Origin of the sequence: Micromonospora sp. RL09-050-HVF-A, from assembly GCF_019374995.1 — a bacterium.
Classification (GTDB): domain Bacteria; phylum Actinomycetota; class Actinomycetes; order Mycobacteriales; family Micromonosporaceae; genus Micromonospora; species Micromonospora antibiotica.
On the sequence record NZ_JAGKQP010000002.1, the window covers coordinates 3,243,484 to 3,270,139 of the forward strand.

The 26,656-nt window shown below is 72.9% G+C and carries 18 protein-coding genes, 1 tRNA gene and 1 pseudogene; 8 read left to right on the top strand and 12 right to left on the bottom strand.

From position 1 onward, the window contains the following. Window positions 1–90: 90 nt before the first annotated feature. On the top strand, window positions 91–1,635 hold the full coding sequence (locus J7462_RS14005) for a GGDEF domain-containing protein (RefSeq protein WP_219464448.1): 1,545 nt from the start codon (window positions 91–93) through the stop codon (window positions 1,633–1,635). 90 nt (window positions 1,636–1,725) lie between these two features. On the opposite strand, the gene prfA is transcribed toward J7462_RS14005, so the two are convergent. The 11 genes and pseudogenes from prfA to argS form a co-directional block, all read right to left on the bottom strand. Then, window positions 1,726–2,814, bottom strand: a complete 1,089-nt coding sequence (gene prfA, locus J7462_RS14010; RefSeq protein ID WP_219464449.1) for a peptide chain release factor 1 — start codon at window positions 2,812–2,814, stop codon at window positions 1,726–1,728. Between the two features lie 115 nt (window positions 2,815–2,929). Beyond that, window positions 2,930–3,154 (bottom strand): 50S ribosomal protein L31, encoded by a 225-nt coding sequence (gene rpmE, locus J7462_RS14015; protein ID WP_088642795.1) that lies wholly within the window; start codon window positions 3,152–3,154, stop codon window positions 2,930–2,932. A 514-nt stretch (window positions 3,155–3,668) separates the two neighbouring features. Next, complete coding sequence (gene rho / locus J7462_RS14020; RefSeq protein WP_219464450.1) at window positions 3,669–5,828, bottom strand: transcription termination factor Rho; 2,160 nt, start codon at window positions 5,826–5,828, stop codon at window positions 3,669–3,671. Window positions 5,829–6,123: 295 nt separating this feature from the next. Beyond that, window positions 6,124–7,068 carry a homoserine kinase gene (gene thrB / locus J7462_RS14025; RefSeq protein WP_219464451.1) on the bottom strand — a complete coding sequence of 315 codons (945 nt, stop codon included), beginning with the start codon at window positions 7,066–7,068 and terminating at the stop codon, window positions 6,124–6,126. Window positions 7,069–7,751: 683 nt separating this feature from the next. Next, window positions 7,752–8,996 carry an MFS transporter gene (locus J7462_RS14030; RefSeq protein ID WP_219464452.1) on the bottom strand — a complete coding sequence of 415 codons (1,245 nt, stop codon included), beginning with the start codon at window positions 8,994–8,996 and terminating at the stop codon, window positions 7,752–7,754. 11 nt (window positions 8,997–9,007) lie between these two features. Continuing rightward, window positions 9,008–9,739: a polysaccharide deacetylase family protein gene (locus J7462_RS14035; protein WP_219464453.1), complete on the bottom strand. Its 732-nt coding sequence runs from the start codon at window positions 9,737–9,739 to the stop codon at window positions 9,008–9,010. A gap of 340 nt (window positions 9,740–10,079) precedes the next feature. Next, window positions 10,080–13,351: pseudogene (locus tag J7462_RS14040) on the bottom strand (efflux RND transporter permease subunit). 174 nt (window positions 13,352–13,525) lie between these two features. Next, a complete protein-coding gene (thrC, locus tag J7462_RS14045) occupies window positions 13,526–14,575 on the bottom strand; it encodes a threonine synthase (protein WP_219464454.1) in 1,050 nt (349 codons plus the stop codon). 114 nt (window positions 14,576–14,689) lie between these two features. Then, window positions 14,690–16,003, bottom strand: a complete 1,314-nt coding sequence (locus J7462_RS14050; RefSeq protein ID WP_219470327.1) for a homoserine dehydrogenase — start codon at window positions 16,001–16,003, stop codon at window positions 14,690–14,692. Window positions 16,004–16,011: 8 nt separating this feature from the next. After that, a complete protein-coding gene (gene lysA, locus J7462_RS14055) occupies window positions 16,012–17,397 on the bottom strand; it encodes a diaminopimelate decarboxylase (RefSeq protein WP_219464456.1) in 1,386 nt (461 codons plus the stop codon). Between the two features lie 5 nt (window positions 17,398–17,402). Next, on the bottom strand, window positions 17,403–19,067 hold the full coding sequence (argS, locus tag J7462_RS14060; RefSeq protein ID WP_219464457.1) for an arginine--tRNA ligase: 1,665 nt from the start codon (window positions 19,065–19,067) through the stop codon (window positions 17,403–17,405). Window positions 19,068–19,165: 98 nt separating this feature from the next. Between argS and J7462_RS14065 the strand changes: the two genes are divergently transcribed. The 4 genes from J7462_RS14065 to J7462_RS14080 all read left to right on the top strand — a co-directional run bounded on the left by J7462_RS14065 (window position 19,166) and on the right by J7462_RS14080 (window position 21,990). Then, window positions 19,166–19,981, top strand: a complete 816-nt coding sequence (locus tag J7462_RS14065) for a DUF3105 domain-containing protein (RefSeq protein WP_208568386.1) — start codon at window positions 19,166–19,168, stop codon at window positions 19,979–19,981. A gap of 10 nt (window positions 19,982–19,991) precedes the next feature. Continuing rightward, the gene (locus J7462_RS14070; protein WP_208568385.1) at window positions 19,992–20,660 is read left to right on the top strand and encodes a DUF305 domain-containing protein; all 669 of its coding nucleotides are present in this window, start codon (window positions 19,992–19,994) and stop codon (window positions 20,658–20,660) included. A 312-nt stretch (window positions 20,661–20,972) separates the two neighbouring features. After that, entirely contained in the window at window positions 20,973–21,668 is a 696-nt protein-coding gene (locus tag J7462_RS14075) for a winged helix-turn-helix domain-containing protein (RefSeq protein ID WP_219470329.1), read from the top strand. Between the two features lie 250 nt (window positions 21,669–21,918). Continuing rightward, a tRNA-Arg gene (locus J7462_RS14080) sits at window positions 21,919–21,990 on the top strand. Window positions 21,991–22,256: 266 nt separating this feature from the next. Here J7462_RS14080 and ligD read toward each other — a convergent pair. After that, complete coding sequence (ligD, locus tag J7462_RS14085) at window positions 22,257–23,216, bottom strand: non-homologous end-joining DNA ligase (RefSeq protein WP_219464459.1); 960 nt, start codon at window positions 23,214–23,216, stop codon at window positions 22,257–22,259. A 112-nt stretch (window positions 23,217–23,328) separates the two neighbouring features. On the opposite strand from ligD, the gene J7462_RS14090 reads away from it, so the two are divergent. The 3 genes from J7462_RS14090 (at window position 23,329) to J7462_RS14100 (ending at window position 26,595) form a co-directional block, all read left to right on the top strand. Then, a complete protein-coding gene (locus tag J7462_RS14090; protein WP_219464460.1) occupies window positions 23,329–23,706 on the top strand; it encodes a helix-turn-helix domain-containing protein in 378 nt (125 codons plus the stop codon). A 92-nt stretch (window positions 23,707–23,798) separates the two neighbouring features. After that, window positions 23,799–24,386 carry a TetR/AcrR family transcriptional regulator gene (locus J7462_RS14095; protein ID WP_219464461.1) on the top strand — a complete coding sequence of 196 codons (588 nt, stop codon included), beginning with the start codon at window positions 23,799–23,801 and terminating at the stop codon, window positions 24,384–24,386. Window positions 24,387–24,399: 13 nt separating this feature from the next. Next, complete coding sequence (locus tag J7462_RS14100) at window positions 24,400–26,595, top strand: MMPL family transporter (RefSeq protein WP_219464462.1); 2,196 nt, start codon at window positions 24,400–24,402, stop codon at window positions 26,593–26,595. Window positions 26,596–26,656: the final 61 nt, after the last annotated feature.

Consider the following 26,656-nt stretch of genomic DNA (forward strand, 5'->3'; position numbering starts at 1 on the left):
CGGGAGTGAGGTCACGCCATAATCATGAGGCGTCGTCGACCGCGCCACGAGTGGGTGCGGCCGGGCGCACACCGACGGGAGGTTCGCCAGGTGGGGTGGCTCGACCGGGTCGATGACCAGGTTGACGCCCTGACCCATGCCCGCGACCTCCAGGAGGCCAGCCGCTCGGCCGAGGCGGTCGGGGTCCTCGACCGGGTGCTGCGCACCACCGCCGACCCGTACACGAAGGCCGACGCGCTGGTGCAGCGGCTCTGCGCGCTGATCAACCTCGGTCGGACGGCCGAGTTCACCCGGGCCATCGAGGAGGCCTCCGGGGCCGTGCGGGACCTCCCCGAGCCCTACCTGCACGGGCACCTCAACGCGCTGGCCGCGCTGGCCGCGCACCACCAGGGCGCGCTGGACCGCTGCGTCATGCACCTGGTCCGGGCCTCGCGGGCGCTCAAGGCGGCGGAGGACCGGGACCGGGACACCGCCTGGGGCTGGCACGACCTGGCGATGGCCTACTCCTACCTCAGCTTCCACGGCCATGCGCTGGGCGCGATCGAGCGGGCCCGCCAGCACGGCGCCGCCGCCGGCATCCCCGAGGAGACCTTCGCCGCCCCGGGCATCCGGCTGCGCAACGCCGTCGCCCTGGACCACAACGGCGACAGCGACGGCTGCCTGCGGGTGCTCCGCGACATCGCCGCCGACCTGGCCCGTTTCGTCGCCGACGGCCGGGCCGAGCGGCTGCGGCCGAGCAGCCTCGCCGCCTACGGCTACGCGGCGGCCCGCCGGACGGCGCTCGGCGACCCGGGCCCGGTCGGCCCGGAGCCGGCCCGGCTGCTCGACCACAGCGGGGACAGCGCCCGGGCCCGGGACATGCGGCAGCTCGGCCACGTCTGCCTGGCGGTCGCCGACGGACGCCCGATCGAGGCGATCACCCGGCTGGACTCGGCCCGGGTGTCGGCCGAGACGCTCGGCGCGGCGGAGCCGTCCCGGCTGCGCAGCATCGCCTTCTCCCGGGCCGGCGACCACGCCGCCGCGCACCGCGCCGACCGGATGGCGTTCCGGCTGGCCGGGCAGCGCAACGACCGGCTGCGGGACGTCTACATCGACGGCATCGCGTTGCGCATCGACCACGAGGAGATGCGCCGGGAGGCGGCCCGCTACGAGGGTGAGGCGCTGACCGACCCGCTCACCGGGCTGCCCAACCGGCGTCAGTTGGAGCGGCACATCGCCTCGGTGGTGTCCCGGGGCGAGCGGGTGGTGATCGGCGTCTGCGACCTGGACGGCTTCAAGGCGGTCAACACCACCCACGGCCACCACTCCGGCGACCTGGTGCTGCAACGCATCGCCGGGGTGATCAACCGGGTGATGCGGCGGGGCGACTTCGTGGCCCGCTACGGCGGCGACGAGTTCGTGGTGGTGCTCTCCGGGGCCGGCATGGCCGAGGCCGCCGAGGTGACCCGCCGGATCGACGCGGCCGTGCGTACCGAGGACTGGGAGTCGCTGGTGCCCGGCACTCCGGTCGGGTTGAGCATCGGCTTCGCCGAGGTCAGCGGCACCGGGACCGCGCTACGCGACGCCCTCGGCGCCGCGTTCGAGATCGCCGACCGGGAGATGCTGCGGGCCAAGAACCGCACCCGCGCCTCCTGACCGCGCCGGGGACGGCCCGGGTGACCCGGCCCGGCGGCGACGCAGCCGGTGGCGGGCCACCGCTGGTGGGGCGCCGGTGGCGGGGCGCGGTCAGCGGCGGGTCAGCTCGGTGTCGCCGGCCAGCCGGGCGGCCCGGTCGGCCTCGGTGAGGGCGTCGAGGACCCCGTCCAGTTCCCCGGCGAGCGCCAGGTCGAGGTTGTACGCCGTGTAGCCGATCCGGTGGTCGGTGATCCGGTTCTGCGGGAAGTTGTAGGTGCGGATCCGCTCCGAGCGGTCCACGGTGCGCACCTGCGCCCGGCGGGCGTCCGAGGCGGCGGCGTCGGCCTGCTCCTGGGCCACCGCCAGCAACCGGGCCCGCAGGATGCGCATCGCCTGCTCCCGGTTCTGCAGTTGGGACTTCTCGTTCTGGCAGGAGACCACCACCCCGGTCGGCAGGTGGGTGATCCGTACCGCCGAGTCGGTGGTGTTCACCGACTGGCCGCCCGGCCCGGACGAGCGGAACACGTCGATGCGCAGCTCGTTGGGGTCGATGGTGACGTCGACGTCCTCGGCCTCGGGCAGCACCAGGACGCCGGCCGCGCTGGTGTGGATGCGGCCCTGCGACTCGGTGACCGGGACCCGCTGGACCCGGTGCACGCCACCCTCCCACTTCAGCCGGGACCAGACGCCGTTGCCGCCGTCCGGGACCCCCTTGGTCTTGATCGCCAACGAGACGTCCTTGACCCCGCCGAGGTCGGAGTCCTGCGCGTCGATCACCTCGGTCAGCCACCCGTGCCGCTCGGCGTAGCGGGTGTACATCCGCAGCAGGTCCCCGGCGAACAGCGCGGACTCCTCGCCGCCCTCACCGGCCTTGATCTCGATGATCACGTCCTTGGCGTCGTGCGGGTCGCGGGGGATCAGCAGCTCGGCCAGCCGCTCCTCCAGCGCCGGCAGGGTCGCCGCGATCGAGTCCGCCTCCTCGCCGAACGCCGGGTCCTCGGCTGCCAGCTCCCGGGCCGCGACCAGGTCGGCGCGGGTCTGCTCCAGCTCGTCGGCGGCCTTGTGCAGTGGGACCAGCGCGGCGTAACGACGACCGACCCGGCGGGCGGTGTTCTGGTCGGCGTGGATGGCCGGGTCGGCCAGCCGCTTCTCCAGCTCGGCGTACTCGTCGAGGAGGGCGGCCAGGCGCTCGCTGCTCATGTGGGGGTGCTCCTTCGACGGATCCGGTGCAGAGGGAAGGCTGAGGTGAAAAGTAGGACGTAACGGACGACGCCCGCGTCCGGCACGGGGCCGGACACGGGCGTCGTCGGTGGAGCTACTTGGCCTTCTTCGCCTGAACCTTGGCGTACTTCTGCTGGAACTTGGCGACCCGGCCGGCGGTGTCGAGGACGCGCTGCTTGCCGGTGTAGAACGGGTGGCAGGCGCTGCAGGTCTCGACCGAGATCGAACCGCCCTTGGCGGTGCTGCGGGTCGTGAAGGAGTTGCCGCAGGAGCACTTGACCTCGGTCGTCGTGTACTCCGGGTGGATGTTGGGCTTCATGTCGCCTCGGTCCTTTCGTCAGGTGGTCGCCGGGTCGCCGCTGATCCCCCGTCGCCTGGTGCGCGACGGACTCGGGCGTGAACCGGAACCGGTGGCCGATTGACCAGTGTGCCATGGGCGTTAGCCGACCCGACGGGCGGGCCACACGATCGGTCCGGCAGTCGTAACGCCGGCCCACCACCCGTCATTCCCGCTGCTCGCGCCCACCATTCCTGCCCCGGCGCACCGACCGGCCGGGCGGGCTCCTCCCCCAGGTTCAGGAGCCCGCCCGGCCGGACCGCCGGGCGGCGCACGCCTCCCCAGGTCTGCGCCGCCCTCCGGTGGCCGGCCCGGCCGGATCGGCCGGGAACCGCACCTCCAGTCAACCCGGCGGCGCACACAACTTTCAAGAGCTGCCAGGTCTGCCGAAAGAAAAGTCCACCGACGGGGATTCCCACCTACAGGACTCCGGGGGTACGACGAAGGGCACGACCGGAGCGGCCGTGCCCTTCGTCGTGGTCTCACCCGGGAGGGGTCACTCCCCCGGCGTCGACTTGGCGATCTGCATCAGGAACTCGATGTTGGTGCGGGACTGCTTGAGCCGGTCGAGCAGCAGGTCCAGCGCCGCCTGCGAGTCCAGCGAGTGCAGGACCTTGCGGAGCTTGTGGATGATGGCCAGCTCCTCCGGCGCGAGCAGGATCTCCTCCTTGCGGGTACCCGAGGAACTGACGTCCACCGCCGGGAAGGTCCGCTTGTCGGCGATCTTCCGGTCCAGCTTCAGCTCCGCGTTGCCGGTGCCCTTGAACTCCTCGAAGATGACCGTGTCCGCCATCGACCCGGTCTCCACCAGCGCGGTGGCGAGAATGGTCAGCGAGCCGCCGTTCTCGATGTTGCGGGCCGCACCCAGGAAGCGCTTCGGCGGGTAGAGCGCGGTGGAGTCGATACCACCGGACATGATCCGCCCGGAGGCCGGCGCCGCCAGGTTGTACGACCGGCCGAGCCGGGTCACCGAGTCGAGCAGCACGACCACGTCGTGCCCCAGCTCGACCAGGCGCTTGGCCCGCTCGATCGCCAACTCCGCCACCGTGGTGTGGTCCTGCGGCGGACGGTCGAACGTGGCCGCGATGACCTCGCCCTTCACCGAACGCTGCATGTCGGTGACCTCTTCGGGCCGCTCGTCGACCAGCACCACCATCAGGTGGCACTCCGGGTTGTTGTGGGTGATCGCGTTCGCGATCGCCTGGAGCACCATCGTCTTACCGGCCTTGGGCGGCGACACGATCAGCGCCCGCTGCCCCTTGCCCAACGGCATGACCAGGTCGATCACCCGGGTGGTCAGGATGTGCGGCTCGGTCTCCAGCCGCAACCGCTCCTGCGGGTAGAGCGGGGTCAGCTTGTAGAACTCGGGACGACGCTTCGCCTCGTCCGGCTCCATGCCGTTGATGGTGTCCAACCGGACCAGCGGGTTGTACTTGTCCCGCCGCTGGTCACCGCTGGCGCTGCTGTCCCGGGTGGCCCGGACGGCGCCGGTGATCGCGTCACCCCGGCGCAGACCGTACTTCTTGATCTGCGACATGGAGACGTACACGTCGTTCGGGCCGGCCAGGTAGCCGGTGGTCCGGACGAAGGCGTAGTTGTCGAGCACGTCGATGATCCCGGCCACCGGGACCAGCACCTCGTCCTCGCCGACCTGCGGCTCACGGCTGCCGCCGCCGTTGTCGTTGCCGCCCTCGACCCGGTCGCCCCGGCCACGCCGGCGGTCCCGGAACCGGCTGCGCCGACCCCGCCGGCCACCGCCCTCGTCGTCATCCGAGTCGTCGCGGTTGTCGCGGTTGTCGCGCTGACCACGCTCGCCCGAGCGGTCACCCCGGTCGTTGCGGTCGGACCGCTCGCCCCGGTCGCCCCGGTCGTTGCGGTCACCCCGGTCGGAGCGCTCGTTGCCGCCGCGCTCGGCCCGCTCGCCACGGTCGCCGCCCGTCCGCTCGGCCCGGTCGTTGCCGGCCCGCTCACCACGGTCGTTACCGGTACGGCCGGCGCGGTCGTTGTCCGTCCGCTCGACCCGGTCGCTGCCGGCCCGCTCGGCCCGGTCCACGCCGGTCCGCTCACCACGGTCGTTACCGGCCCGCTCGGCCCGGTCCACGCCGGTCCGCTCGCCACGGTCCCGACCGCTGCGTCCCTCGGCCCGCTCGGGACGCTCGCCGGTCTCGACCGGTGCCTCCTCGGTACGGGTCTCCACGGGTCGGGCCTCGGCGGCCCGTGGCTCGGCGGCCCGTGGCTCGGCGGCCGACCGGGCCTCGGCGGTGCTGGCCCGGCTGCGCCGGGTCCGGGTCCGACCCTCGGTCTCACCGGTGGCGGCAGGGGTCGCCGACGCCGGCTCGGTGGCCCGCTCCGGGGTGGTCACCTCGGCACGCACCTCCTCCCGGACGGGGGCAGCCGCAGCAGCAACCTCGGCCCGCGGTCGAGGGGTGCCGGTCGCGGCGCCGCCCTGCTGCCGCTCGGAGATCGCGCTGATCAGCTCGCCCTTGCGCATGCGGGCGGTCCCGGAGATGCCGAGCGACGCGGCCAGGCTCTGCAGCTCCGGCAGCAGCATCGCCGACAGGCCGGTGCCGCTACGCCGACGGCGGGCGGGGGCGGCGGTGGTGGCATCGCCAGCGACGTTGGAAACATCCGACGTCACGTCGGTGGTGTCGCTCAATGGAATCCTTCCCTCGATAGGCCGGGACTGCCCGGGATCGACAAGCAAGGTGGCCGGGCGGCCTCGGTGCACCCGCCTCGCATGACGCGTCGCGGGAGTCTGTGGCACAGCAGCCGGGCGGTTTCCCAACTCACCAACGTCGGTGAGCAGGTCTCGCCGTCTGCGGCGACCTGCGGAAACTGCGGTGCGGCGTGGGCCTTTGGCAGGGGTGGCGGGCTGACCGCCGAGAGCTTCGGGGTGCGCCGACCCGCAGAGAGATCGCGTGCTTCGCGGCTGTGCTGAGTCTAGAGCGTAATCAACTCTTCCGACCTGCGGCAACAGGGCCCCGCTCGGCGTGTCCCAGTCTACCCCGTGCGACCGTCGCTCCGCGCGCCTCTACCGGCAACCGCCAGACTTCCCATTCTGTTCCCTCGGTGAACCCCGCGGGCGGCTCGGTGAACGCCAGCACGGTGGGGCCCGCCCCACTGACCACGGCCGCCACACCAGCCGCTCGCAACGCGCTGACCAGGGCAGCCGTCTGCGGCATTCCCGGCGCACGGTAATCCTGGTGCAGCCGGTCGACGGTGGCCGGCAGCAGCAACGTCGGCTCGGCGGTCACCGCGTGCACCAGCAACGCCGACCGGCCCGCGTTCAGCGCCGCGTCCCCGTGCGGGACGGTCGACGGGAGGGCCGCCCGTGCGGTGGCCGTCAGACCCCGCTGCGCCGGTACGAAGACCGTGGGGCGGACCCCGGCCGCCACCGGCAGCGAGACCGCCCGGCCGCCACCCGGCTCGGTCCAGGCGATGGTGAACCCGCCGAGCAGGCAGGGCGCGACATTGTCCGGATGGCCCTCGATCTCGGCGGCCAGCCGCAGCACGGCGTCGTCGTCGAGCCGCTGCGCGCCGTCGGTGACCAGCGCCCGGGCCAGCAGCACCCCGGCCACGATCGCCGCCGAGGAAGACCCCAGGCCCCGTGCCTGCGGGATCCGGTTGACGCACTCCAGCGCCAGCCCGGGCGGCTGCCCACCGAGCAGGTCGAAGGCGGCCCGCATGGCGACCACCACCAGGTGCCGGTCGTCCTGCGGCAGCTCACCGGCCCCCTCACCGGTCACCGCCACCCGGACGTCGGTCGAGGTCACCTCGGCGGACACGTCGTCGTGCAGGGCGAGGGCGAGCCCGAGGGCGTCGAACCCGGGGCCCAGGTTGGCGCTGGTCGCGGGCACCCGCACCCGCACCGGCCCGGAGGCGAAAGTCGTCGGCACCGGCTCATGCTAGGGCCCGGGGCCGACGACGCACCCGCTCGCCCGGCCGGTGGGACTGGATCGCCTCGGTTAGCCTGACGCCGATCTATCAGCCGCTCAGGAGGCGACGTGGGAATGTTCGGTTACCGGATCACGCAGTTGGTGGGGCACCTTCCCGTGCTGCTCACGCTGCTCGTCGTCCTGGTGCTCGCCGCCACCGCCCGCCGCCGGCTGCCCGGCCGGGCCCGGTCGTTGCTGATCGCCGGGGCCGCTGTCCTGCTGCTGGTGGAGCTGTTCAACACCGCCTGGGTGGCGGCCCTGCCCGAGCTGATCCGGGCCCGGGTCCGCTCCGGCGGGATGCGGCAGTTCGAGCTGATGAACCTCGCCGCCAGCACGGTCAGCTGGATCGGCTACCCGATCGGCCTGGGCCTCGTCGTCGCCGCCGTGTTCGCCGGCCGCGCCGCGAGCCACGCCCCCGGCCAACCGTGGGGCGCCTGGACGCCCCGGCCGGATCCGCCGCCGGCCAACCGTCCGGCTTCGCCGCCGGCCACCCGGGCACCGGCCACCCGGGCCACGGCCACTCGGCCTCCGGCCACCCGGGCCCCGGCCCCGTGGTGCCGGGCCCGGCCGCCCCCTGGGGCGGGAGCGACCGGCCGCCGGCCGCACCGCCACAGGGCGACCGGGTCGACTGAGCCGCCCGAGGGTCAGCGGGCGGTCAGCGGGTCCGGGCCGGCGGCCGGGTCGGTGAGCGAGAGCCGGCGGGTGGCGATCCGCCAACCCACCGCGTACACGACGGTGACCAGGCCGCAGCCGGCCAGCACCACCCGCTCGTCCACCAGGTCGACCACGCCGGCCACCACCAGCTGACTGACCGAGATCGCCAGGGTCGCCAGCATCATGTCGGTGGCGAACACCCGGCCGCGCAGCCGGTCGGGCACCTCGCCCTGGAGGGCGAAGTTCGACAGCACCCAGTTGCTGCCGCCACCGAAGTGGGCCACGAAGACCAGCAGCAGCACCAACGGGAACCAGCTCGCCACCGCCGCACCCAGGTAGGCCAACCCGTACAGCGACATCGACAGGGCCAGGCCGGGCAACAGCCAGGCCCGGTTGGTCAGCACCCGGCTCATCAGGATCGGCCCGACCAGCGCCCCCGCCCCGCGCGCGGCGAAGAGCAGCCCGGTGCCGACCGGCCCCACCCCGTAGACGGCGGCCAGCAGCGGAAAGACCGTCAGCACACCGTTGCCCAGGCCCACCGCCGACTTCACCGTGACCAGCGCCAGCACCCGGGGCCGGTGCCGGATGTGACCCAGCGCCTCGCGGATCGCCACCCAGGTGCGCGGCGTCGACCGGTCGGCCTCCCGGGGCGCCTGCAACGGCCGGCGGATCAGCGCCGCCAGGCCCGCCGCCAGCACCAGGCCGACCGCCCCCACCCAGAAGCAGGCGTACGGCCCGACCACCGCGCTCAACACGCCACCGAGGGACGCGCCGACCACCGTCATCGTCCCCCAGGCGGACCCGGCGATGGCGTTGCCGGCAGCCAGGTCGGCCGGGTCGACGACGTTGGGCAGGGCGGCCTGCGCGGCGGGCGAGTAGAACGCCTTGCCGACCGCCACCGCCGCGATCGCCACCATGGCCAGCCAGGCCGTGCCGGCGTCACGCACCCCGAGCAACAGCAGCACGCCGAGCAGGGTCACGCCGTTCGCGGCCATCATGACCTTGCGGCGGTCGAACCGGTCGGCGATGGTCCCGGTGTACGGCAGCAGCAGCGCCAGCACCCCGGTGTCCAGGGCCAGCACCAGGGCGCCCCACACGCCGCTGCCGGTCAACTGCGGCAGCAGCACCAGCAGCGGCACCATGACGAACCAGTCGGCGCCGAAGACCACCAGCTCGGCCAGGAAGAGGTTGCGGAAGTCCCGGTTGCGGACGAGTACGGAGAGCGGAGAGGACACGTGCCCGCACCCTACCCGCCGGCTCGCGGCCCGCTCGTTCGGCTCAGCAACTGGGAGACCGTGACGAAGGTGTAGCCCCGGGCCCGCAGACCGGTGATCATCGCGTCCAGGCCCCGCACCGCCACCTGCCGGTTCTCCGGACCCGCGTCGTGGGCCAGCAGGATCGTGCCCGGCACGACGTCCGCCACGATCCGCCGGGCGTGTCCGGCCGGGTCGTCCGGGAACTCACCCTCCACCATCTGCAACGACCAGAGCACGACCCGGTAGTCCAGGCGTACGGCGGCGTGCAGCACCCCGCCGCCCAGGTGCCCGTACGGCGGGCGGGTCAACCGGGGTGCCACCCCGGCGGCCTCGGCGATGGCCTCGTGCGACCGGCGCAGGTCGTCGTGCACCTCGGCGGCGGCCAGCCTCGCCAGGTCCCGGTGCCGCCAGCTGTGGTTGCCCACCTCGTGCCGGGCCAGCCGCCCCCGGATCAGGTCGGCGTGCCGGCGGACCCGCGCGCCGACCAGGAAGAAGGTCGCCGGCACCGCGTGCCGCTCCAGGGTGTCCAGCACGGTCGGCGTCCACCGCGGCAGGGGCCCGTCGTCGAAGGTGAGGGCCACCAGCCGTTCGGTGGTGGGGGCGTGCCACACCACCTGGAGCCCGCCCGCACCGACGTCCTGGCGTCGGTTGCCGACGGTGGCGCTGGCCGGGCCGCCGGAGAGCGGCAGGTGCCGGTCGGCGAGCGACGCCCCCTGCGACATGCCGACGGCGCCCAGCGTGATGCCCCGGCCAGCAGCGCCCCGCCGCCCAGCACCCGCCGTCGGCCCCACCGCCCGCCGCCCGGGCCGGTCGTCTCACCCCCGTCCCGCGCCATCACCGACGGTGGATGGACGATGACCGAAGGTAGGTGACCACAGGGTGACCGTACCCCCAGGTCGGCGCGCTGTCCCGGGCCCGACACGACGCGCCCCGGCCGGTGGTCCCGGGCCGGGGGCGCGTGGTGGGGCGACGGTCGTGCCGGGTCTGACCCGGCGCGCTGGTGCGTCGTGGCGTGTCCACCGCGCCGCGACCCGGCTGACGGTCGCGATGCGGTGGACGGGGCTACTCGGTCGGTGGCAGCGGCGACCGGCGGCTCTTCGGCAGCCGCAGCACCTCGAACTGGTCGGTGCCGTCCACCAGGGCCGCCGACGGGGTCGGCCGGGCCGGCGCTTCGGCGGCGGCCTCGGCTGCCGGGGCACCCACCGGCGCCGACACCTCGGCGTCCGGCTCGGCGGGCGTCCCGGCGGGTCCACCCTCGTCGGAGGTGCGCCCCCGCCGGCCGGCCCGCCGCTCCCGCAGCGACTCCTTGGTGCGCTCCACCATCGTGTAGAAGGTCGGCACCAGCACCAGGGTGAGCAGGGTGGAGCTGAGCAGGCCACCGATCACCACCACGGCGAGCGGCTGGGAGATGAAGCCGCCCTCCCCGGTGAGCCCGAACGCCATCGGCAGCAACGCGAAGATGGTGGCCACCGCAGTCATCAGGATCGGCCGCAACCGGCGTCGGCCGCCCTCGACCACCGCCTCGCTGACGCTCATCCCCTGCCCCCGGTACTGGTTGACCAGGTCCAGCAGCACGATCGCGTTGGTCACCACGATGCCGACCAGCATGAGCACGCCGATCAGCGCCGGCACGCCCAGCGGGGTCCCGGTGACCAGCAGCAGGCCGATCGCACCGGTCGCCGCGAACGGGATGGAGATCAGCAGGATCAGCGCCTGGACGATGCTCCGGAACGTCGCCACCATGATCAGGAAGACGATCGCGATCGCCGCCAGCACGGCCAGGCCCAGGTCACCGAAGGCGTCCTCCTGCTGGGCGCTGGCCCCGCCCACGGTGATCGTCGCCCCGGCACGTCCAGCTCGTCCAGCCGCTGCTTCAGCTCGGTCGTGGTCGCACCGAGGTTGGAGCCGGTGGCCGTGCCGGTCACCGACACGCTGCGCTCACCGTCGATCCGGGTGACCTGCTGCGGCCCCTCGCCCCGGGTGACGTCGGCGATGTCGTCCAACTTCACCGGGCCCACCGGCAGTGCCCGCAACTGCTCCTCGGTCAACGGCGGGGTGGCCGTGGTCCGCAGCACCACGTCCTGCTGGCCGCCGTCGAGCGTCACCCGGCCCAGCGGACTGCCCCGGTACGCCTGCGACACCAACTGCCCGACCGCCGCCTCGCTCAGCCCCACCCGGGCCGCGGCCAACCGGTCGACCCTGACGTCGACCCGGGGCACCCGGTCGGCCAGGCTGGTGGCGACGTCCTCGACCCCCGAGATGCCCGCCATGGCGCCCCGGACCTGGTCGGCGGCCCGGTTCAGGGTGTCGGTGTCGGCGGCCTGGACGACCACCTCCAACTCGTTGCCCGAGGTGCCCCCCTGCCCGTTGTCGAAGCTCAGCTCGCCGGCTGCGGCACCGAGCCCGTCGAACTCCCGGCGCAGGACCTGCTTCATCTCCTTGGCGTCGGTGTCGCCGCCGAGCGCCACCGACCAGCGGGCGGTGTTGTTGCCCCCACCCGCCAGCCACGGCTGGTCGTTGCCGCCCGCGCTCACCTGGTAGGTCTCGACCCCGTCGGTACGCGCCAGCACGCCCTCCACCAGGCGGGCCGCCTGGTCGGTGGCGGCCAGCCCCGAGCCGGCCGGCAGCTTCTGGCTGATGTTCAGGGTGTCCTGGCCTGAGTCGTCGAGGAAGTTGGTCTCCAACTTCTGGGCCAGCCCGAAGGTGCCGAACAGCAGCAGGATGCCCACCGCCACGGTGATCCACCGGGTCCCGCGGGACCGGGTGGCGAACCCGATCACCGGCAGGTACGCCCGTTGCAACGGGCTACGCAGCTCCTTGGCCTCCGCGGCGCGGCGTACCGCCTCGTCCGCACCGTCGCGCGGCGGCTTGAGGAACCAGTACGCCAGCACCGGGATCACCGTCAGCGACACCAGCAGCGAGGCGAGCAGGGCCACCGTCACGGTGATCGCGAACGGCGCGAAGAGCTGCCCGACGAAGCCACCCACCAGGGCGATCGGCGCGAACACCGCGACCGTGGTGAGCGTCGACGCGGTGACCGCCCCGGCCACCTCACGGACGGCGGCGACGATCGCGTCCCGTTTCGGTTCGCCGTACTCCAGATGGCGTTTGATGTTCTCCAACACCACGATCGAGTCGTCGACCACCCGCCCGACCGCGATCGTCAGCGCGCCCAGGGTGAGCAGGTTGAGCGAGTAGTCACCGACCCAGAGGGCGAGCAGCGCCACCACCACCGACAGCGGGATGGAGACCGCGGTGACCAGGGTGGACCGGACCGACAGCAGGAAGACCAGGATCACCACGACCGCCATCAGCAGGCCGAGCAGCCCCTCCGTGGTCAGGCTCTCGATCGACTTCTCCACGAACGGGGCCTGGTCGAACACGATGGTCAACTCGGCGCCGGAGGCGGACCGCAGGTCGTCCAGCCGGTCCCGGATGTCGTGCGAGATCCGTACGGCGTTGCCGTCCTGCGCGGCCGTGACCTGGACGCCGATGCTCTCCTTGCCGTTGGTACGGGTGATCGCGGTGGCCGGGGCGAGCTGCTGCTCGACGGTCGCCACGTCACCGAGGCGGACCGGGGCGGCCTTCGGCGCGGTCGGGGTGAGCGCGATGCCCCGCAACTCGTCGAGGGTGGTGACCGGGGCCCCCACCTGCACCGGCAGCGCGGTGGTGCCGTCGACGACCGCACCGGCCGGGACGGCGATGCCGTTGGTCTTGAGCGCGGTGGCGATGGCGGTCGGGTTCAGCTTCGCGGCGGCGAACTTCGCCGGGTCCGGGACGATCGTCACGACCTGGTCGCGGGTGCCGGTGACGGCGACCGTACGGACCCCGTCGATGCCCTCCAACTCGGGCACCACCGTGTCGCGCAGCTTGGCGGCGAGCGCCTGCTCGTCGCCGCCGCCGGTGGCGGCCAGCACCACGGCCGGCAGGTCGTCGGTGCTGCCGGTGATGACCTGCGGGTCCACGTCGTCGGGCAGTTGCGCGTCGACCCGGCTCAGCGCGGTCTGCATCTTGTTGGCCACGTCGTCGATGTCGGTGCCGAAGACGAACTCCACCGCGATCGTCGCCGACCCCTCCCGCGAGGTGGAGGTGACCTTCTCCAGCCCGGGGATGCTCTGGAGGCTGTTCTCGATCGGCTCGGTCACCTGCGCCTCGACGATCTCCGGCGAGGCGCCCGGGTAGACCGCGACGACGAAGGCGCCGGGGAACTCCAGCGACGGCAGCAGCTGCTGCTTGAGCGAGGGGACGGTGAACGCCCCGAACGCCGCGGTCACCACTGCGATCAGGGCGACGAGCCCCCGGTTGGCGAGGCTGGATCTGGCGAGCAGCGACATCGGCGTGGCTCACTCCTGGGAGAGGGGATGGGCGTGGGGAAAGTCTGCCCGACCCGGTATTCCCTACCCGTAACGGGGTGGTCACCGCCGGCCGGGGCGACGGGGGGACGGCACGGTGGCCGGCACCGCCACCCGCCGCGGGTGGCCGGCACCGCCGCCCTCGGCGGGATCGGATCAGGCCAGGTCGAGCGAGCGGGCGGCGGTCAGGGCGTCGTTGGCGATGGTGATCGGAGCGGGTGCGGTGGAGATCGCCCACTCCGGGTCCTTCAGGCCGTGGCCGGTGACCGTGCAGACCACCGTCGCCCCGGCCGGCACCCGGCCCTCGGCCCCCTGCTGGAGCAGGCCCGCCACGCTGGCCGCGCTGCCCAGCTCGACGAAGACCCCCACCTCCCGGGCGAGCAGCCGGTAGGCGGCGAGGATCTCCCGGTCGGTCACGGCGGCGATCAGCCCCTGCGAGGCGTCCCGGGCGTCGAGCGCCTTGGTCCAGCTCGCCGGGTTGCCGATCCGGATGGCGGTGGCGATGGTCGACGGCTCCGGCACCACCTGACCGCTGACGATCGGGGCCGCCCCGGCGGCCTGGAAGCCGTACATCTTCGGGGCGCGGGTGGCGTTGCCGGCCCGCAGGTCCTCCGAGTAGCCCATCCAGTACGCGGAGATGTTGCCGGCGTTGCCGACCGGCAGGCAGTGGATGTCGGGGGCGTCGCCGAGCGCCTCGACGATCTCGAAGGCGGCCGTCTTCTGGCCGTGCAGCCGGTCCGGGTTCACCGAGTTGACCAGGGCGACCGGGAAGTCCTGGGCGAGCTTCGAGGCCAGCGCGAGACAGTCGTCGAAGTTGCCCTGCACCTGGAGCAGCTTGGCCCCGTGCACCAGCGCCTGGGCCAACTTGCCCAGCGCGATCTTGCCCTGTGGCACCAGCACCGCGCAGGTGATCCCGGCCCGGGCCGCGTACGCGGCGGCGGAGGCGCTGGTGTTGCCGGTCGAGGCGCAGATGATCGCCTTGTCACCGGCCTCGACCGCCTTGGAGACGGCGACGGTCATGCCCCGGTCCTTGAACGAGCCGGTCGGGTTGGCCCCCTCGACCTTCAGGTAGACGTCCGCGCCGAGCCGGGCGGACAGCGCCGGCGCGGGCAGCAGCGGGGTGTTCCCCTCGTGCAGGGTGACCACGGGCGTGGCGTCGGTGACCGGCAGCCGGTCCCGGTACGTCTCGATCAGGCCCCGCCACATGTCGCTCTCCTCGCCTCTGCCGCCCCGGTCGTGCCGGGGCCCCTGCCAGCCTGGACCAGCCTCGTCGATCTGTCCCCGGCACACCCACCGATAACCATCAGGCGAGACGCCGGGTCACGCGCCGCCCTCGACCCGCAGCACGCTGGCCACCGAGCGGACGATGTCCAGCCCGCGCAGCTCCCGTACCGTCGCGGCGAGCGCGGCGTCGGGGGCGACGTGGGTGACGATGACCAGGTCGGCGTCCTCACCACGGCCCGCCGGACCGCCCCCGGCCGGCCCCTGCCGGACGGTGGCGATGGACACGTCGTGCCGGGCGAACACCCCGGCCACCGCCTGGAGCACACCCGGCCGGTCGACCACGTCGAGACTGATGTGGTAGCGGGTCAGCGCCTCGCCCATCGGCCGGACCGCCAGGTCGGCGTAGGCGGACTCGCTGGCCGCGTACGCCCCGGCGAGCCGGTTGCGGGCCACCGCGACCACGTCGCCGAGGACCGCGCTGGCGGTCGGTGCGCCGCCCGCTCCCCGGCCGTAGAACATCAGCTGCCCGGCCGCCTCGGCCTCGACGAAGACCGCGTTGAACGCGTCGCCGACGCTGGCCAGCGGGTGGGTCAGCGGGATCATCGCGGGGTGCACCCGGACGCTGACGGTCTCCCGGCCGGCCGCGTCGGTGCCCCGGGCGGCGATGCAGAGCAGTTTGATGGTGCAGCCCATCGCCTTGGCGCTGGCCATGTCGGCGACGGTCACCTCGGTGATGCCCTCGCGGTGCACGTCGGCGGCGGTGACGCGGGTGTGGAAGGCGAGCGAGGCCAGGATGGCGGCCTTCGCGGCGGCGTCGAAGCCCTCCACGTCGGCGGTCGGGTCGGCCTCGGCATACCCCAGCTCGGTCGCCTCGTCCAGTGCCTCGGCGAAGCCGGCGCCGGTGGCGTCCATCGCGGAGAGGATGAAGTTGGTGGTGCCGTTGACGATGCCGGTGACCCGGTTGATCCGGTCGCCGTGCAGCGACTCGCGCAGCGGGCGCAGCAGCGGGATCGCCCCGGCGACGGACGCCTCGTAGTAGAGGTCCGCCCCGCCCTCGGCCGCCGCGTCGTGCAGGGCCGCGCCGTCCTCGGCGAGCAGCGCCTTGTTGGCGGTGACCACGCTCTTGCCGGCGCGCAGCGCCTCCACCAGCCAGCTCCGCGCCGGTTCGATACCGCCGACCACCTCGACGACCACGTCCACGTCGTCGCGTTTGATCAGGCCGAGCGGGTCGGTGGTGAACAGCGCCGGGTCGACGGGGAGGTCACCCCGGTCCCGACCGACCCGGCGCACGGCGATGCCGGCGATCTCCAGCGGAGCACCGATCCGGGCGGTCAGGTCGGCGGCCTGCGTGTGCAACAGGCGGACCACCTCGCTACCGACCGTTCCGCAGCCGAGCAGGGCCAAGCGCACAGGTGACGTCATCCCACATCCAAAGCGAGCAGGTCTTCTTCGGTCTCCCGCCGCACGATCAGCCGGGCCTGGCCGTCACGCACCGCGACCACCGGGGGGCGGGGCACATGGTTGTAGTTGCTGGCCATGCTGCGGCAGTACGCTCCCGTGCCGGGAACGGCGACAAGATCTCCGGGCTGCACGTCGGCGGGCAGGAATTCATCCTTCACCACGATGTCCCCGGACTCACAATGCTTTCCCACCACGCGGGCCAGCAACGGCTCGGCGGTCGAGGCCCGGCCGGCAAGCGTGGCCGAGTACGACGCGTCGTAGAGGGCGGTCCGGATGTTGTCGCTCATCCCGCCGTCCACGCTGACGTAGGTCCGCAGCCCGTCGACGTCCTTGACGGTGCCCACCTCGTAGAGGGTGAAGACGGCGGGCCCGACGATGGCCCGGCCCGGCTCGATCGACAGGTGCGGGACGGTCAGGTTCTCCGCCGCGCACTCCGAGTCGACGATCTTGCGGAGCCGCTTGGCCAGCTCGTCCGGGGTGGCCGGGTCGTCCTGGGTGGTGTACGCGATGCCGAAGCCGCCGCCCAGGTCCAGCTCGGGCAGTTCCACCCCCCGGGCGTCGCGGATCTGCGCCTGGAGGGCGAGCACCCGGCGGGCGGACACCTCGAAGCCGCTGGTGTCGAAGATCTGCGAACCGATGTGCGAGTGCAGCCCGCGCAGGTCCAGCACACCCTCGTCGATGACCGTGAAGGCGGCTGCGGCGGCGGCCCCGCCGGCCAGCGAGAAACCGAACTTCTGGTCCTCGTGGGCGGTGGCGATGAACTCGTGGGTGTGCGCCTCCACGCCGACGGTGACCCGGATCAGCACGCCGGGGCGGACCCCGCGCTCCCGGGCCAGCGCGGTGAGCCGGTCGATCTCGGTGAACGAGTCGAGGATGATCCGCCCCACCCCGGCGTCCAGCGCCCGGGTCAGCTCGGCGACGGACTTGTTGTTGCCGTGGAAACCGATCCGCTCCGCCGGCATCCCGGCCGACAGCGCGGTGGCCAGCTCGCCACCGGAGCAGACGTCCAGGTGCAGGCCCTCCTCGGCGATCATGCGGACCACCGCCCGGCACAGGAAGGCCTTGCCGGCGTAGTAGACGTCCACGTCGGGGAAGGCGGCCCGGAAGTCCCGGGCACGCGAGCGCAGGTCGTCCTCGTCGAGGACGTACGCCGGGGTGCCGTACTCGGCGGCCAGCTCACGGACGTCGAGGCCCGCGACGGTCAGCGCACCGCCCGTGCCGCGCTCCACCTGACGCGGCCAGAGCTGCGGGACCAGGGCGTTGACGTCGGCCGGGGGACGCAGCCAGCCCGGCCCCCGGTCACCGATGTCGCCGTGCATCGCACCGGCTTCGTGGGCACGCATCAGGGCTACATCCTCTCCGGGGCGGAGACACCGAGCAGGCGCAGCCCGTTGGCGATCACCGTACGGGTGGCGTCGTTGAGCCAGAGCCGGGCCCGGTGCAGGTCGGTGACCTCCTCGTCGCCGCGCGGCAGGATTCGGCAGTTGTCGTAGAACCGGTGGTACGCCCCGGCGAGGTCCTCCAGGTAGCGGGCCACCCGGTGCGGCTCGCGCAGCTCGGCGGCGGCGGCGACCACGGCGGGGAACTCGGCGAGCGCCTTGAGCAGCTCGTTCTCCTTGTCGTGGTCGAGCAGCTCGGGGTGGAACCCGGCCCCGTCGCCCCGGCTCAGGCCGACCTCGGCGGCGTTACGGCCGACGCTCGCCGTCCGGGCCGCGACGTACTGCACGTAGTAGACCGGGTTGTCGCGGGTGGCCCGGGTCCACAGCTCCACGTCGATGTCGATCGGCGAGTCGCTGGAGTAGCGGGCCAGCGCGTAGCGGGACGCGTCCACCCCGATCGCGTCGACCAGGTCCTCCAGGGTGACCACCGTGCCGGCGCGCTTGCTCATCCGCAGCGGGACGCCGTCGCGGACCAGGTTGACCAGCTGGCCGATGAGGATCTCCAGGTTGACCGCCGGGTCGTCGCCGAAACAGGCGGACATCGCCTTCATCCGCCCGATATAGCCGTGGTGGTCCGCGCCCAACATGATCACGACCCGCTCGAAGCCGCGTTCCCGCTTGTCCAGGTAGTAGGCGCAGTCGGCGGCGAAGTAGGTCCACTCGCCGTTGGACTTGCGCAGCACCCGGTCCTTGTCGTCGCCGAAGTCGGTGGTGCGCAGCCAGGTCGCCCCGTCGGCCTCGTAGAGGTGACCCTGCGCGCGCAGCCGGTCCAGGGCGAGGTCCAGCTCACCCCGGTCGTGCAGGTCCTTCTCGTTGAAGTAGGTGTCGAACTCCACCCCGAAGCCGCGCAGCGAGGACCTGATCTCGGCGAACATCAGCGTCACGCCCTCGACCCGGAAAACCTCCTGGGCCTCGCCGTCGGGCAGGTCGAGCACGTCCGGCCGGACCGCCCGGACCTGCTCGGCGATCTCGGCGATGTACGCCCCGCCGTAGCCGTCCTCGGGGGCCGGCTCGCCCTTGGCCGCGCACAGCAGCGACCGGGCGAACCTGTCGATCTGCGACCCGGCGTCGTTGAAGTAGTACTCGGTGCCGACGTCGGCACCGGTGGCCCGCAGCAGCCGGCTGAGCGCGTCGCCGACGGCCGCCCAGCGGACCCCGCCGATGTGCACCGGGCCGGTCGGGTTGGCCGAGACGAACTCCAGGTTGATCCGCTGCCCGGCGAGCCGGTCGCTGCGGCCGTACTCCTCGCCGGCCTCGACGATCACCCGGGCGAGCTGGCCGGCGGCGGCGGCGTCGAGCCGGATGTTGAGGAAGCCGGGGCCGGCGATCTCCACCGACTTGACCCCGGCCGCCCGGCCGAGCTGGTCGGCGAGCGCGGCGGCCAGCTCCCGGGGCGGGACGCCCACCTTCTTGCTGAGCTGGAGGGCCAGCGTGGAGGCGTAGTCACCGTGGTCGGGGTTGCGCGGTCGCTCCACCGCCGTACGCGCCGGAAGCGCGGCGGGGTCGAGCCCACGCGCGGTGAATACGGCGTGGGCTGCGGAGAGGACGACCTCGGCCAGTTCTGCGGGAGTCACCGAACCATGTTATCGGGGGTAGACTCGGGCACTCGGCGGCGACCCTGAGCGTCACCCGGCCCGCCAGATCCCCTGACCGACCGACCTGACGAGGCACGATGAGCATCAGCACCCCGGGCGGCCCTGAGCGCCGTCCGACCGTGGTCAGCACCGGTAAGAAGCCGGCGGCCGGCCGGCCCGCGGCCGTCGCCAAGCCCGGGGGCGGCAAGTCCGCGGGCGCGCCCCGGCAGACCTCGGGCGGCAAGGGCCCCCGCAAGCCGATCACGCCGGTGAAGGTGAGCCAGGGCCGCTCGTGGGGCCCGATCGCCCTGTTCGTCGCCGTGGGCGTGCTCGCCGTCTCGATCATCGGCTACGGCGCGTACGCGGCCTTCCAGGGTTCCAAGTCGTGGGAGCAGCGGGCCGCCGACATCGACGGCATCGTCGACTTCCGGGACAAGGACCCCAAGCTCGTCCAGGGCGGCCAGCACCAGCAGGGCGCGATCAAGTACGACGTCCTCCCTCCGGTGGCCGGCCCGCACAACCCGGCCTGGCAGAACTGCATGGGTGACGTCTACGACGCCCCGATCGCCAACGAGCACGCGGTGCACAGCCTGGAGCACGGCACGGTCTGGATCACCTACCGCCCCGACCTGCCGGCCGATCAGGTCAGCAAGCTCCGCAGCAAGACGCAGGGCGTGGAGAAGGTCATGCTCAGCCCGTTCGAGGGGCTGGACAAGCCGATCTCCCTCCAGGCGTGGGGCTACCAGCTCAAGGTCGACAACGCCGACGACAGCCGGATCGACGAGTTCATCAAGACGCTGCGGGTGAACGCCTCGGTCGAGGGTCCGAACGCCAACTGTGGCCAGGGCATCACGGCCACCGGCACGGCCCCGCGCGACAACGTCCCGCAGCAACAGCAGCAGCCCACCCAGTGAGGACGTGGCGATGACCGCTCCCGCGACGACCGACACACCGCCCGTCGAGCCCTCGGTCACCGGTTCCGGTGACCGGCGGCCCGCCGGCCGCTACGGCCTGCTCGCCCTGGCGGCCGCCGTCGTGGTCGGTCTCCTCCTCGGGTACGCCGGCGGCCTGCTGACCCCGACGTTGACCCGACCGGGTGACAGCTCGGCGGAGGCGGGCTTCGCCCGGGACATGACCACCCACCACGCCCAGGCGGTGGAGATGGGGCTGATCGCCTTCGACCGGGGCACCGACCCTGAGGTTCGCCAGATCGGCGGCGACATCGCCACCGGCCAGCAGGGCGAGATCGGCACCATGCAGACCTGGCTGCGGTCGTGGGGGCTCGACCCGACCGGCGACCAGCCCCGGATGGCCTGGATGCCGGACGGCACCGGCAAGATCGAAAACGGTCTGATGCCGGGCATGGCGACCCCGGAGGAGATGGCGAAGCTGCGCGTCGCCCAGGGGCGCGAGCTGGACGTCCTCTTCCTCCAGATGATGATCAAGCACCACCTCGGCGGCATCCACATGATCCAGGGCATCCTCGACGCCGGTGGCGACGACGACGTCCTCGCGGTGGCGCAGATCATGAAGAACACCCAGCAGACGGACCTGACCAACCTCCAGAACGCGCTGAAGCGACTGGGCGGCTGACCCGCCCGTCCTCCAGGGAGGCCCGCGTCCCGCTCCGGCGGACGCGGGCCTCCGCACGTCTCCGGCCTCCCCACGCCTGGGGGCCTCCGCCCGACTGGAACCTCCACGCACCTGTGCACGTCTCGGGCCCCCGCATGCCCTCGGACTGCCGGCCTTCCCCGAAGCGTCAGCGGCCCGGGCCGGGCCGCATCCCTGCCGCCAGGGAGTTATGGGCGTTTTGGGTTTTTAGCGTGCCGCGCACCTTTGAAGACCTAAGAGACTTTTCTACCCACATATCGTGACCAGTTGTGATTCGTGCTCGTTGCGCAGGACGTGGGGGTTGCACTCAGAGACGCGCGGCGGTCGGTCACCAGTTGGTGCCGACGCCACACCATCGGCGGTGACGGAGCGGTGGCAGCCGCCCGTCGCGGACACCGGCAGGGCGAGTCGGGAGCGCTCAGCCGGGAACAGGAACTCGAACTGATCGACGTACTGCGAGGCGTCCACCCCGACGAGTTCGGGCTGGACGAGGAGCTGTGGACGCGGCAGAGCCTCGCCGCGCTGATCCAACGCCGCTTCGACCTGACGATCGACGCCGGCACGGTCGGGGCGTACCTGCGGGCCTGGGGGTTGGGCCCCCGTGAGCCGCGCGAACGGGCCTGCGGGCTCTGCGTCGGCGCGGTCGAACGTTGGGTACGCGGCGAGTACCCGGCCATCACCCGGGCCGCCCAGGAACACGACGCGGAGGTCTACTGGATCGGCCGGGTACGCCTGCGGGGCACCATGCCGGCCGCCGAGGTCATCTCGGCGGTGTCGTCCCGGGGGCGGGTCCGGTTCATGGTCACCACGCCCAGCGTGGACCCACCGCTGCCCCGCGACTTCGTGTTCCGGCTCAGCGGTGCCGACCAGCACCCGGTGCACCTGATCGTGGACGGCTCCTGGCCCCGGAACGAATGGCCCCGCCGGCTCCCCCGGCGCATCGCCCTGCACCCGCTGCCCAGCTGCGGACGCACCCTGGCCGCCGCCTGAACAGCTCGCCCCGGCCGCCGGTGACGGCTCACCTGCCGGCGGCGCGTCCCACCACCAACGGTGACGGCTCGCCCCACCACCGGCAGTGACGCTCCACCCGCCGCCATCGGTGACGGCCTGCCCGCCACCAATGGCGGTCGGGGTGGCTCCGCGGCGTCACGATCATGCAGGTCAGCGGACAGCACCGAGGGGTGCCGGGTGGCGATTCGGTGATCCGGAAGGGGGTTTGCTACTCTTCTCAGGTCGCTGAGCCCCCGTAGCTCAGGGGATAGAGCACCGCCCTCCGGAGGCGGGGGCGCAGGTTCGAATCCTGCCGGGGGCACACTTGCTAAGAAAGCCAAGACCAGCACACGAAGGCCGCTGACCAGGGGAAACCCGATCAGCGGCCTTCGTCGTATCTCCGGCCAGGTCCGGCCGTCAGCGGCCGTGACGGGTGTCTGTGCCACCGCGCTGACCGACTCAATGTCGCCCTCGTGCCGTTGTCACGGCTCGGCGATGCCGCTATACCCGCCCACGAGAGTCGGCCACCGCCGGGCCGGGCAGGCACCCACGGGAACCGATCACCGCCCATCCTGGGCAGGCGGCGGGTCAGGGGGTTTCGCGGCGGGCTCTGGCCCGGCGTTTCCCCTCGTGCATGGCCTGCACCCGGGGTACCGGGATGGTGCGGCCCTCGGCGACCAGGTCGGCCGGGAGCCGCTGCGGTGCGGGCATCGCCTCGGCCCACGGGTCGCGGTCACCGAGCAGCGCGGGGACCGTCCGCACGGTGAAGTCCCCGGGGCTGATCGTGTCGAGGTCGTCCCAGCCCACCGGGAACGACACCGGCAGCCCGGGGCGCAGCCGGGGGCTGTACGCGGCCACCACGGTCGCCCCGCCGGCCCGGGTCGGATCGACGAAGACCCGACCGCCCCGGTCCTCCCGGATGAAGGCGGTGGTGGCGGACTCCGGGTCGAGGCGCTCGGTGTGTACGGCGAGCGCCCGGGTGGCGGCGGCGACCTCCTCGGCGGTGGTGTCCGGGTGCACCGGGACGAAGATGTGCAGCCCTTTGGCGCCGCTGGTCTTCACCGCCCCGGCCAGCCCGACGTCGGCCAGCGCCCGGCGGACCGCCCCGGCGACCCGGGCCACCACCGCGAAGGCGTCCCCCTCGGGTGGGTCGAGGTCGAGCACGAGATGGGTGGGCTGCTCGGGCCGGGTCGCGGTGACCAGCGCCGGGTGGTACTCGATCGCCCGCTGGTTGGCGAACCAGAGCAGGGTGCGCCGGTCGTCGCAGAGCGCGTACGACACCTGGCGGTGGGAGGTCTCGGCCCAGATCGCGGTGCGGCGTACCCAGTCGGGGGTGTATTTCGGCAGGTTCTTCTGCATGAACGGCTCCTGCCCGCGCAGCAGCCGGACCACCGACAGCGGCCGGTCGCGCAGGCCGGGCAGGATGCGGTCGTGCACGGTGTCCAGGTAGTCGACCAGGTCCCGCTTGGTCACCTCGTCACCGGCGAGCAGCAGCTGCTCCAGGTTGGTCAGGCCGACCCCGTCCCGCGTCTCCTGCGCCCCCGCCATCCGCCCACCCTCCCGGGCGCACGGCCCCGGCGCAACCCCGACACGGGTCGGCCACCGAACCCGTCACCGAGGGGTCGTCTGTGACCATGACACCGGTGGAAGGAGGCACCCCGTGCCCCAGGAACACGACGACGGCACCCCCGGCGGTGACTGCACGCTGCGGGAGGCGCTGGACCGGGTGGGCGGCAAGTGGAGCATCGGCATCCTGTTGGCCGCCTCCCCCGGGCCGGTCCGCTTCAACGAGTTGGCGCGGGGCGTCGAGGGGATCAGCCGGCGGATGCTCACGTTGACGCTGCGTAACCTGGAGCGGGACGGCCTGCTGCACCGGCAGGCGTACCCGACCGTGCCGCCGAGGGTCGAGTACCGCGCCACCCCGATGGCGATGGAGCTGTACGAGCCGTTGGTGGCGCTGACCGACTGGGCGCAGCGGCACCGGGCGGCGATCAGCCAGGCGCGGGCCGCGTACGACCGGGGGCATGGCGGGGCCTGAGCGCGGTGCGGACCCGGCGTGTGGCGAACGCCACCGTCTTTCTCTGACCGATCGGTCAGTGTCTGACCGATCGGTCAGGCATGCTGGAACGCATGATCCGGCGCACCCCCCGCACCCACGGTGAGATCCTCGCCGCGGCGGCCCGGCGGTTCGCGGTGACCGGCTACAAGGGCACCTCGTTGCAGGACATCGCCCGCGAGGTGGGCTGCTCCAAGGCGGCGGTGCTCTACCACTTCGCCGGCAAGGAGGCCCTGCTCGCCGAGCTGATGGCCGGGCCGATCTCGGTGCTCTGCGAGCTGGACGAGCGGATCTCGGCGCTGACCGGGGCGGCGGCGCAGCAGGCGGCGGCGGAGGGCTTCGTCGACCTCGCGGTGCGGTTCCGGGGCGAGATCGCGCTGCTGCGCGGTGAGTTCCCGGAGCTGCTCGCCCAACCGGCCTTCGCCCACATCCACCTCATCTCGGAACGGCTGATCGAGGCGATGACCGGCCCCGACGGTGGGCAGGACGCGCGGGTCGCCGCGCTGGTCCTGCTCGCCGGCATCGCCGAGGGATGCGGCACGTTCGCCGACATCCCCGACGAGGAACTGCGTCCCGCCCTGCTGGCCGTCGCCCAGCGGGTGCTCGTGACTGCCGCACCACCGCCACCACCGCCAACTCCCGACCACCAACACCAGGATTGAGGACAAGGATCTGATGGCGACCCTGCTGTACCGGCTAGGCCGGGCATCGTTGCGCCGCCGGCGACTCGTCGTCGCCGTCTGGCTCGTCGTACTCGTCGGCCTCGGCATCGCCGCAGCCACCCTGAAGGGCCCGACAGCCAGCAACTTCACCATGCCCGGCACCGAGTCGCAGCAGGCGTTGGACCTGCTCGCCGAGCGGTTCCCGGCAGCCAGCGGCGCCACCGGCACCATCGCGGTGAAGGCGCCCGCCGACGGCCAGTTGACCACCCCTGAGGGGCAGTCCGTCGTCAAGGGAGTCGTCCAGGAGGCGTCGACGCTGCCCGGCGTGGTCGGCGCCGTCGACCCGTACCAGTCCCAGGCGATCACCCCCAACGGCCGGTACGCCCTGATCCAGGTGCAGTTCGCCACCGGCGGGGACGAGGTGACCCCCGAGCAGCGCGAGGCGTACGAGAAGGTCGGCGCGCAGGCCGAGGCGCAGGGTTGGCAGATCGCCCCCGGCGGTGAGGTGCTCAACTCCGAGCCGGAGGTCGGCTCGACCGAGGCGTTGGGCGTGCTGGTCGCCGCGATCGTCCTGATCGTCACCTTCGGTTCGCTGGTCGCGGCCGGGATGACCATGCTGAACGCGCTGATCGGCGTCGGGGTCGGGATGGCCGGCCTGTTCGCCCTCAGCGGTACGGTCCAGTTGACCAGCACCGCGCCCATCCTGGCGCTGATGCTGGGCCTCGCGGTCGGCATCGACTACTCGCTGTTCATCACCTCCCGGCACCGGCAGCACCTGCTCGAAGGACTCACCCCGGAGGAGGCGGTCGGCCGGGCCGTCGGCACCGCCGGTTCCGCCGTGCTCTTCGCCGGGGCGACCGTTGTCATCGCGCTCGCCGGGCTCGCCGTCGTCGGCATCCCGTTCCTGACCGTGATGGGTCTGGCCGCCGCCGGCACGGTCAGCGTGGCGGTGCTGGTGGCGATCACCCTCGCCCCGGCGCTGCTCGGTTTCGCCGGCCGCCGGGTCCTGCCCCGCCGGCTGCGCAAGGCCGCCCCGGCCACCGAGACCGTCGAGACCGTGGAGGCCGCGCCGGCCGCCGAGGACCGCTCCGGGTTCGGGTTCCGCTGGGCGCAGTGGGTGACCCGGCTGCGCATCCCGGTCATCCTGGTCGGCCTTCTCGGCCTCGGGCTGCTCGCCCTGCCGGCCCAGGACATGCGGATCGCGCTGCCGGACGCCAGTACCGCCCCGGTGGGCAGCCCGGCCCGCACCAGCGCCGACCTGATCCGGGAGGGCTTCGGTCCGGGCTTCACCGGCCGGCTCGCCGTGGTGGTCACCTCGGACTCCGCGCAGGACACCGCAGCCGCCGTGCCGCAGGTCGCGGCGCTGATCCAGCGTACGGACGGGGTGCTGGCGGTGGCCCCGCCGCAGCTCGACCCGACCGGTCGGACGGCACTGCTCGGGGTGATCCCGAAGAGCGGGCCGACCGACGCCGCCACCGAGACGCTGGTCCACGACATCCGGGACCGGGTCGGCTCGGTCGGCAACGCCGAGGTGCTGCTGACCGGGGTGACCGCGATCGGCATCGACGTGTCCGAGAAGCTCTCCGCCGCGATGCCGGTCTACCTGCTGCTGGTGGTGGGGTTGTCGATCCTGCTGCTGATGCTCGTGTTCCGGTCGATCCTGGTGCCGGTGAAGGCCGCGTTGGGCTTCCTGCTCACGGTGGCCGCCACGTTCGGCATCACCGTCGCCGTGTTCCAGCAGGGCCACCTGGCCAGCCTGGTCGGCCTGGACAGCCCGGCCCCGCTGATCAGCTTCCTGCCGATCCTGCTGATCGGCATCCTGTTCGGCCTGGCCATGGACTACGAGGTGTTCCTGGTCTCCCGGATGCGGGAGGACTTCGTGCACGGTGACACGGCCCGGCAGGCCACCATCAACGGGATGGGGCACGGGGCCCGGGTGGTGACCGCCGCCGCGCTGATCATGATGTCGGTGTTCGGGGGCTTCGTCTTCCTCGACGATCCGGTGATCAAGTCGATGGGCTTCGCGCTCGCGATCGGTGTCGCCATCGACGCCTTCGTGGTCCGGATGACCATCGTCCCCGCCGTGATGTCCCTGCTGAACACCAGGGCGTGGTGGCTCCCCCGCTGGCTCGACCGCGCCCTGCCCAACGTCGACATCGAGGGCGAGGGTCTCCGCGCCCACCTCGACAAGCAACCGGTCAACGTCTGACCCTGCCGATCATGGAGTTGTGGTGCCCGGCCCGGGGTTTTTCGCCCCGTTCCGTCCGGCA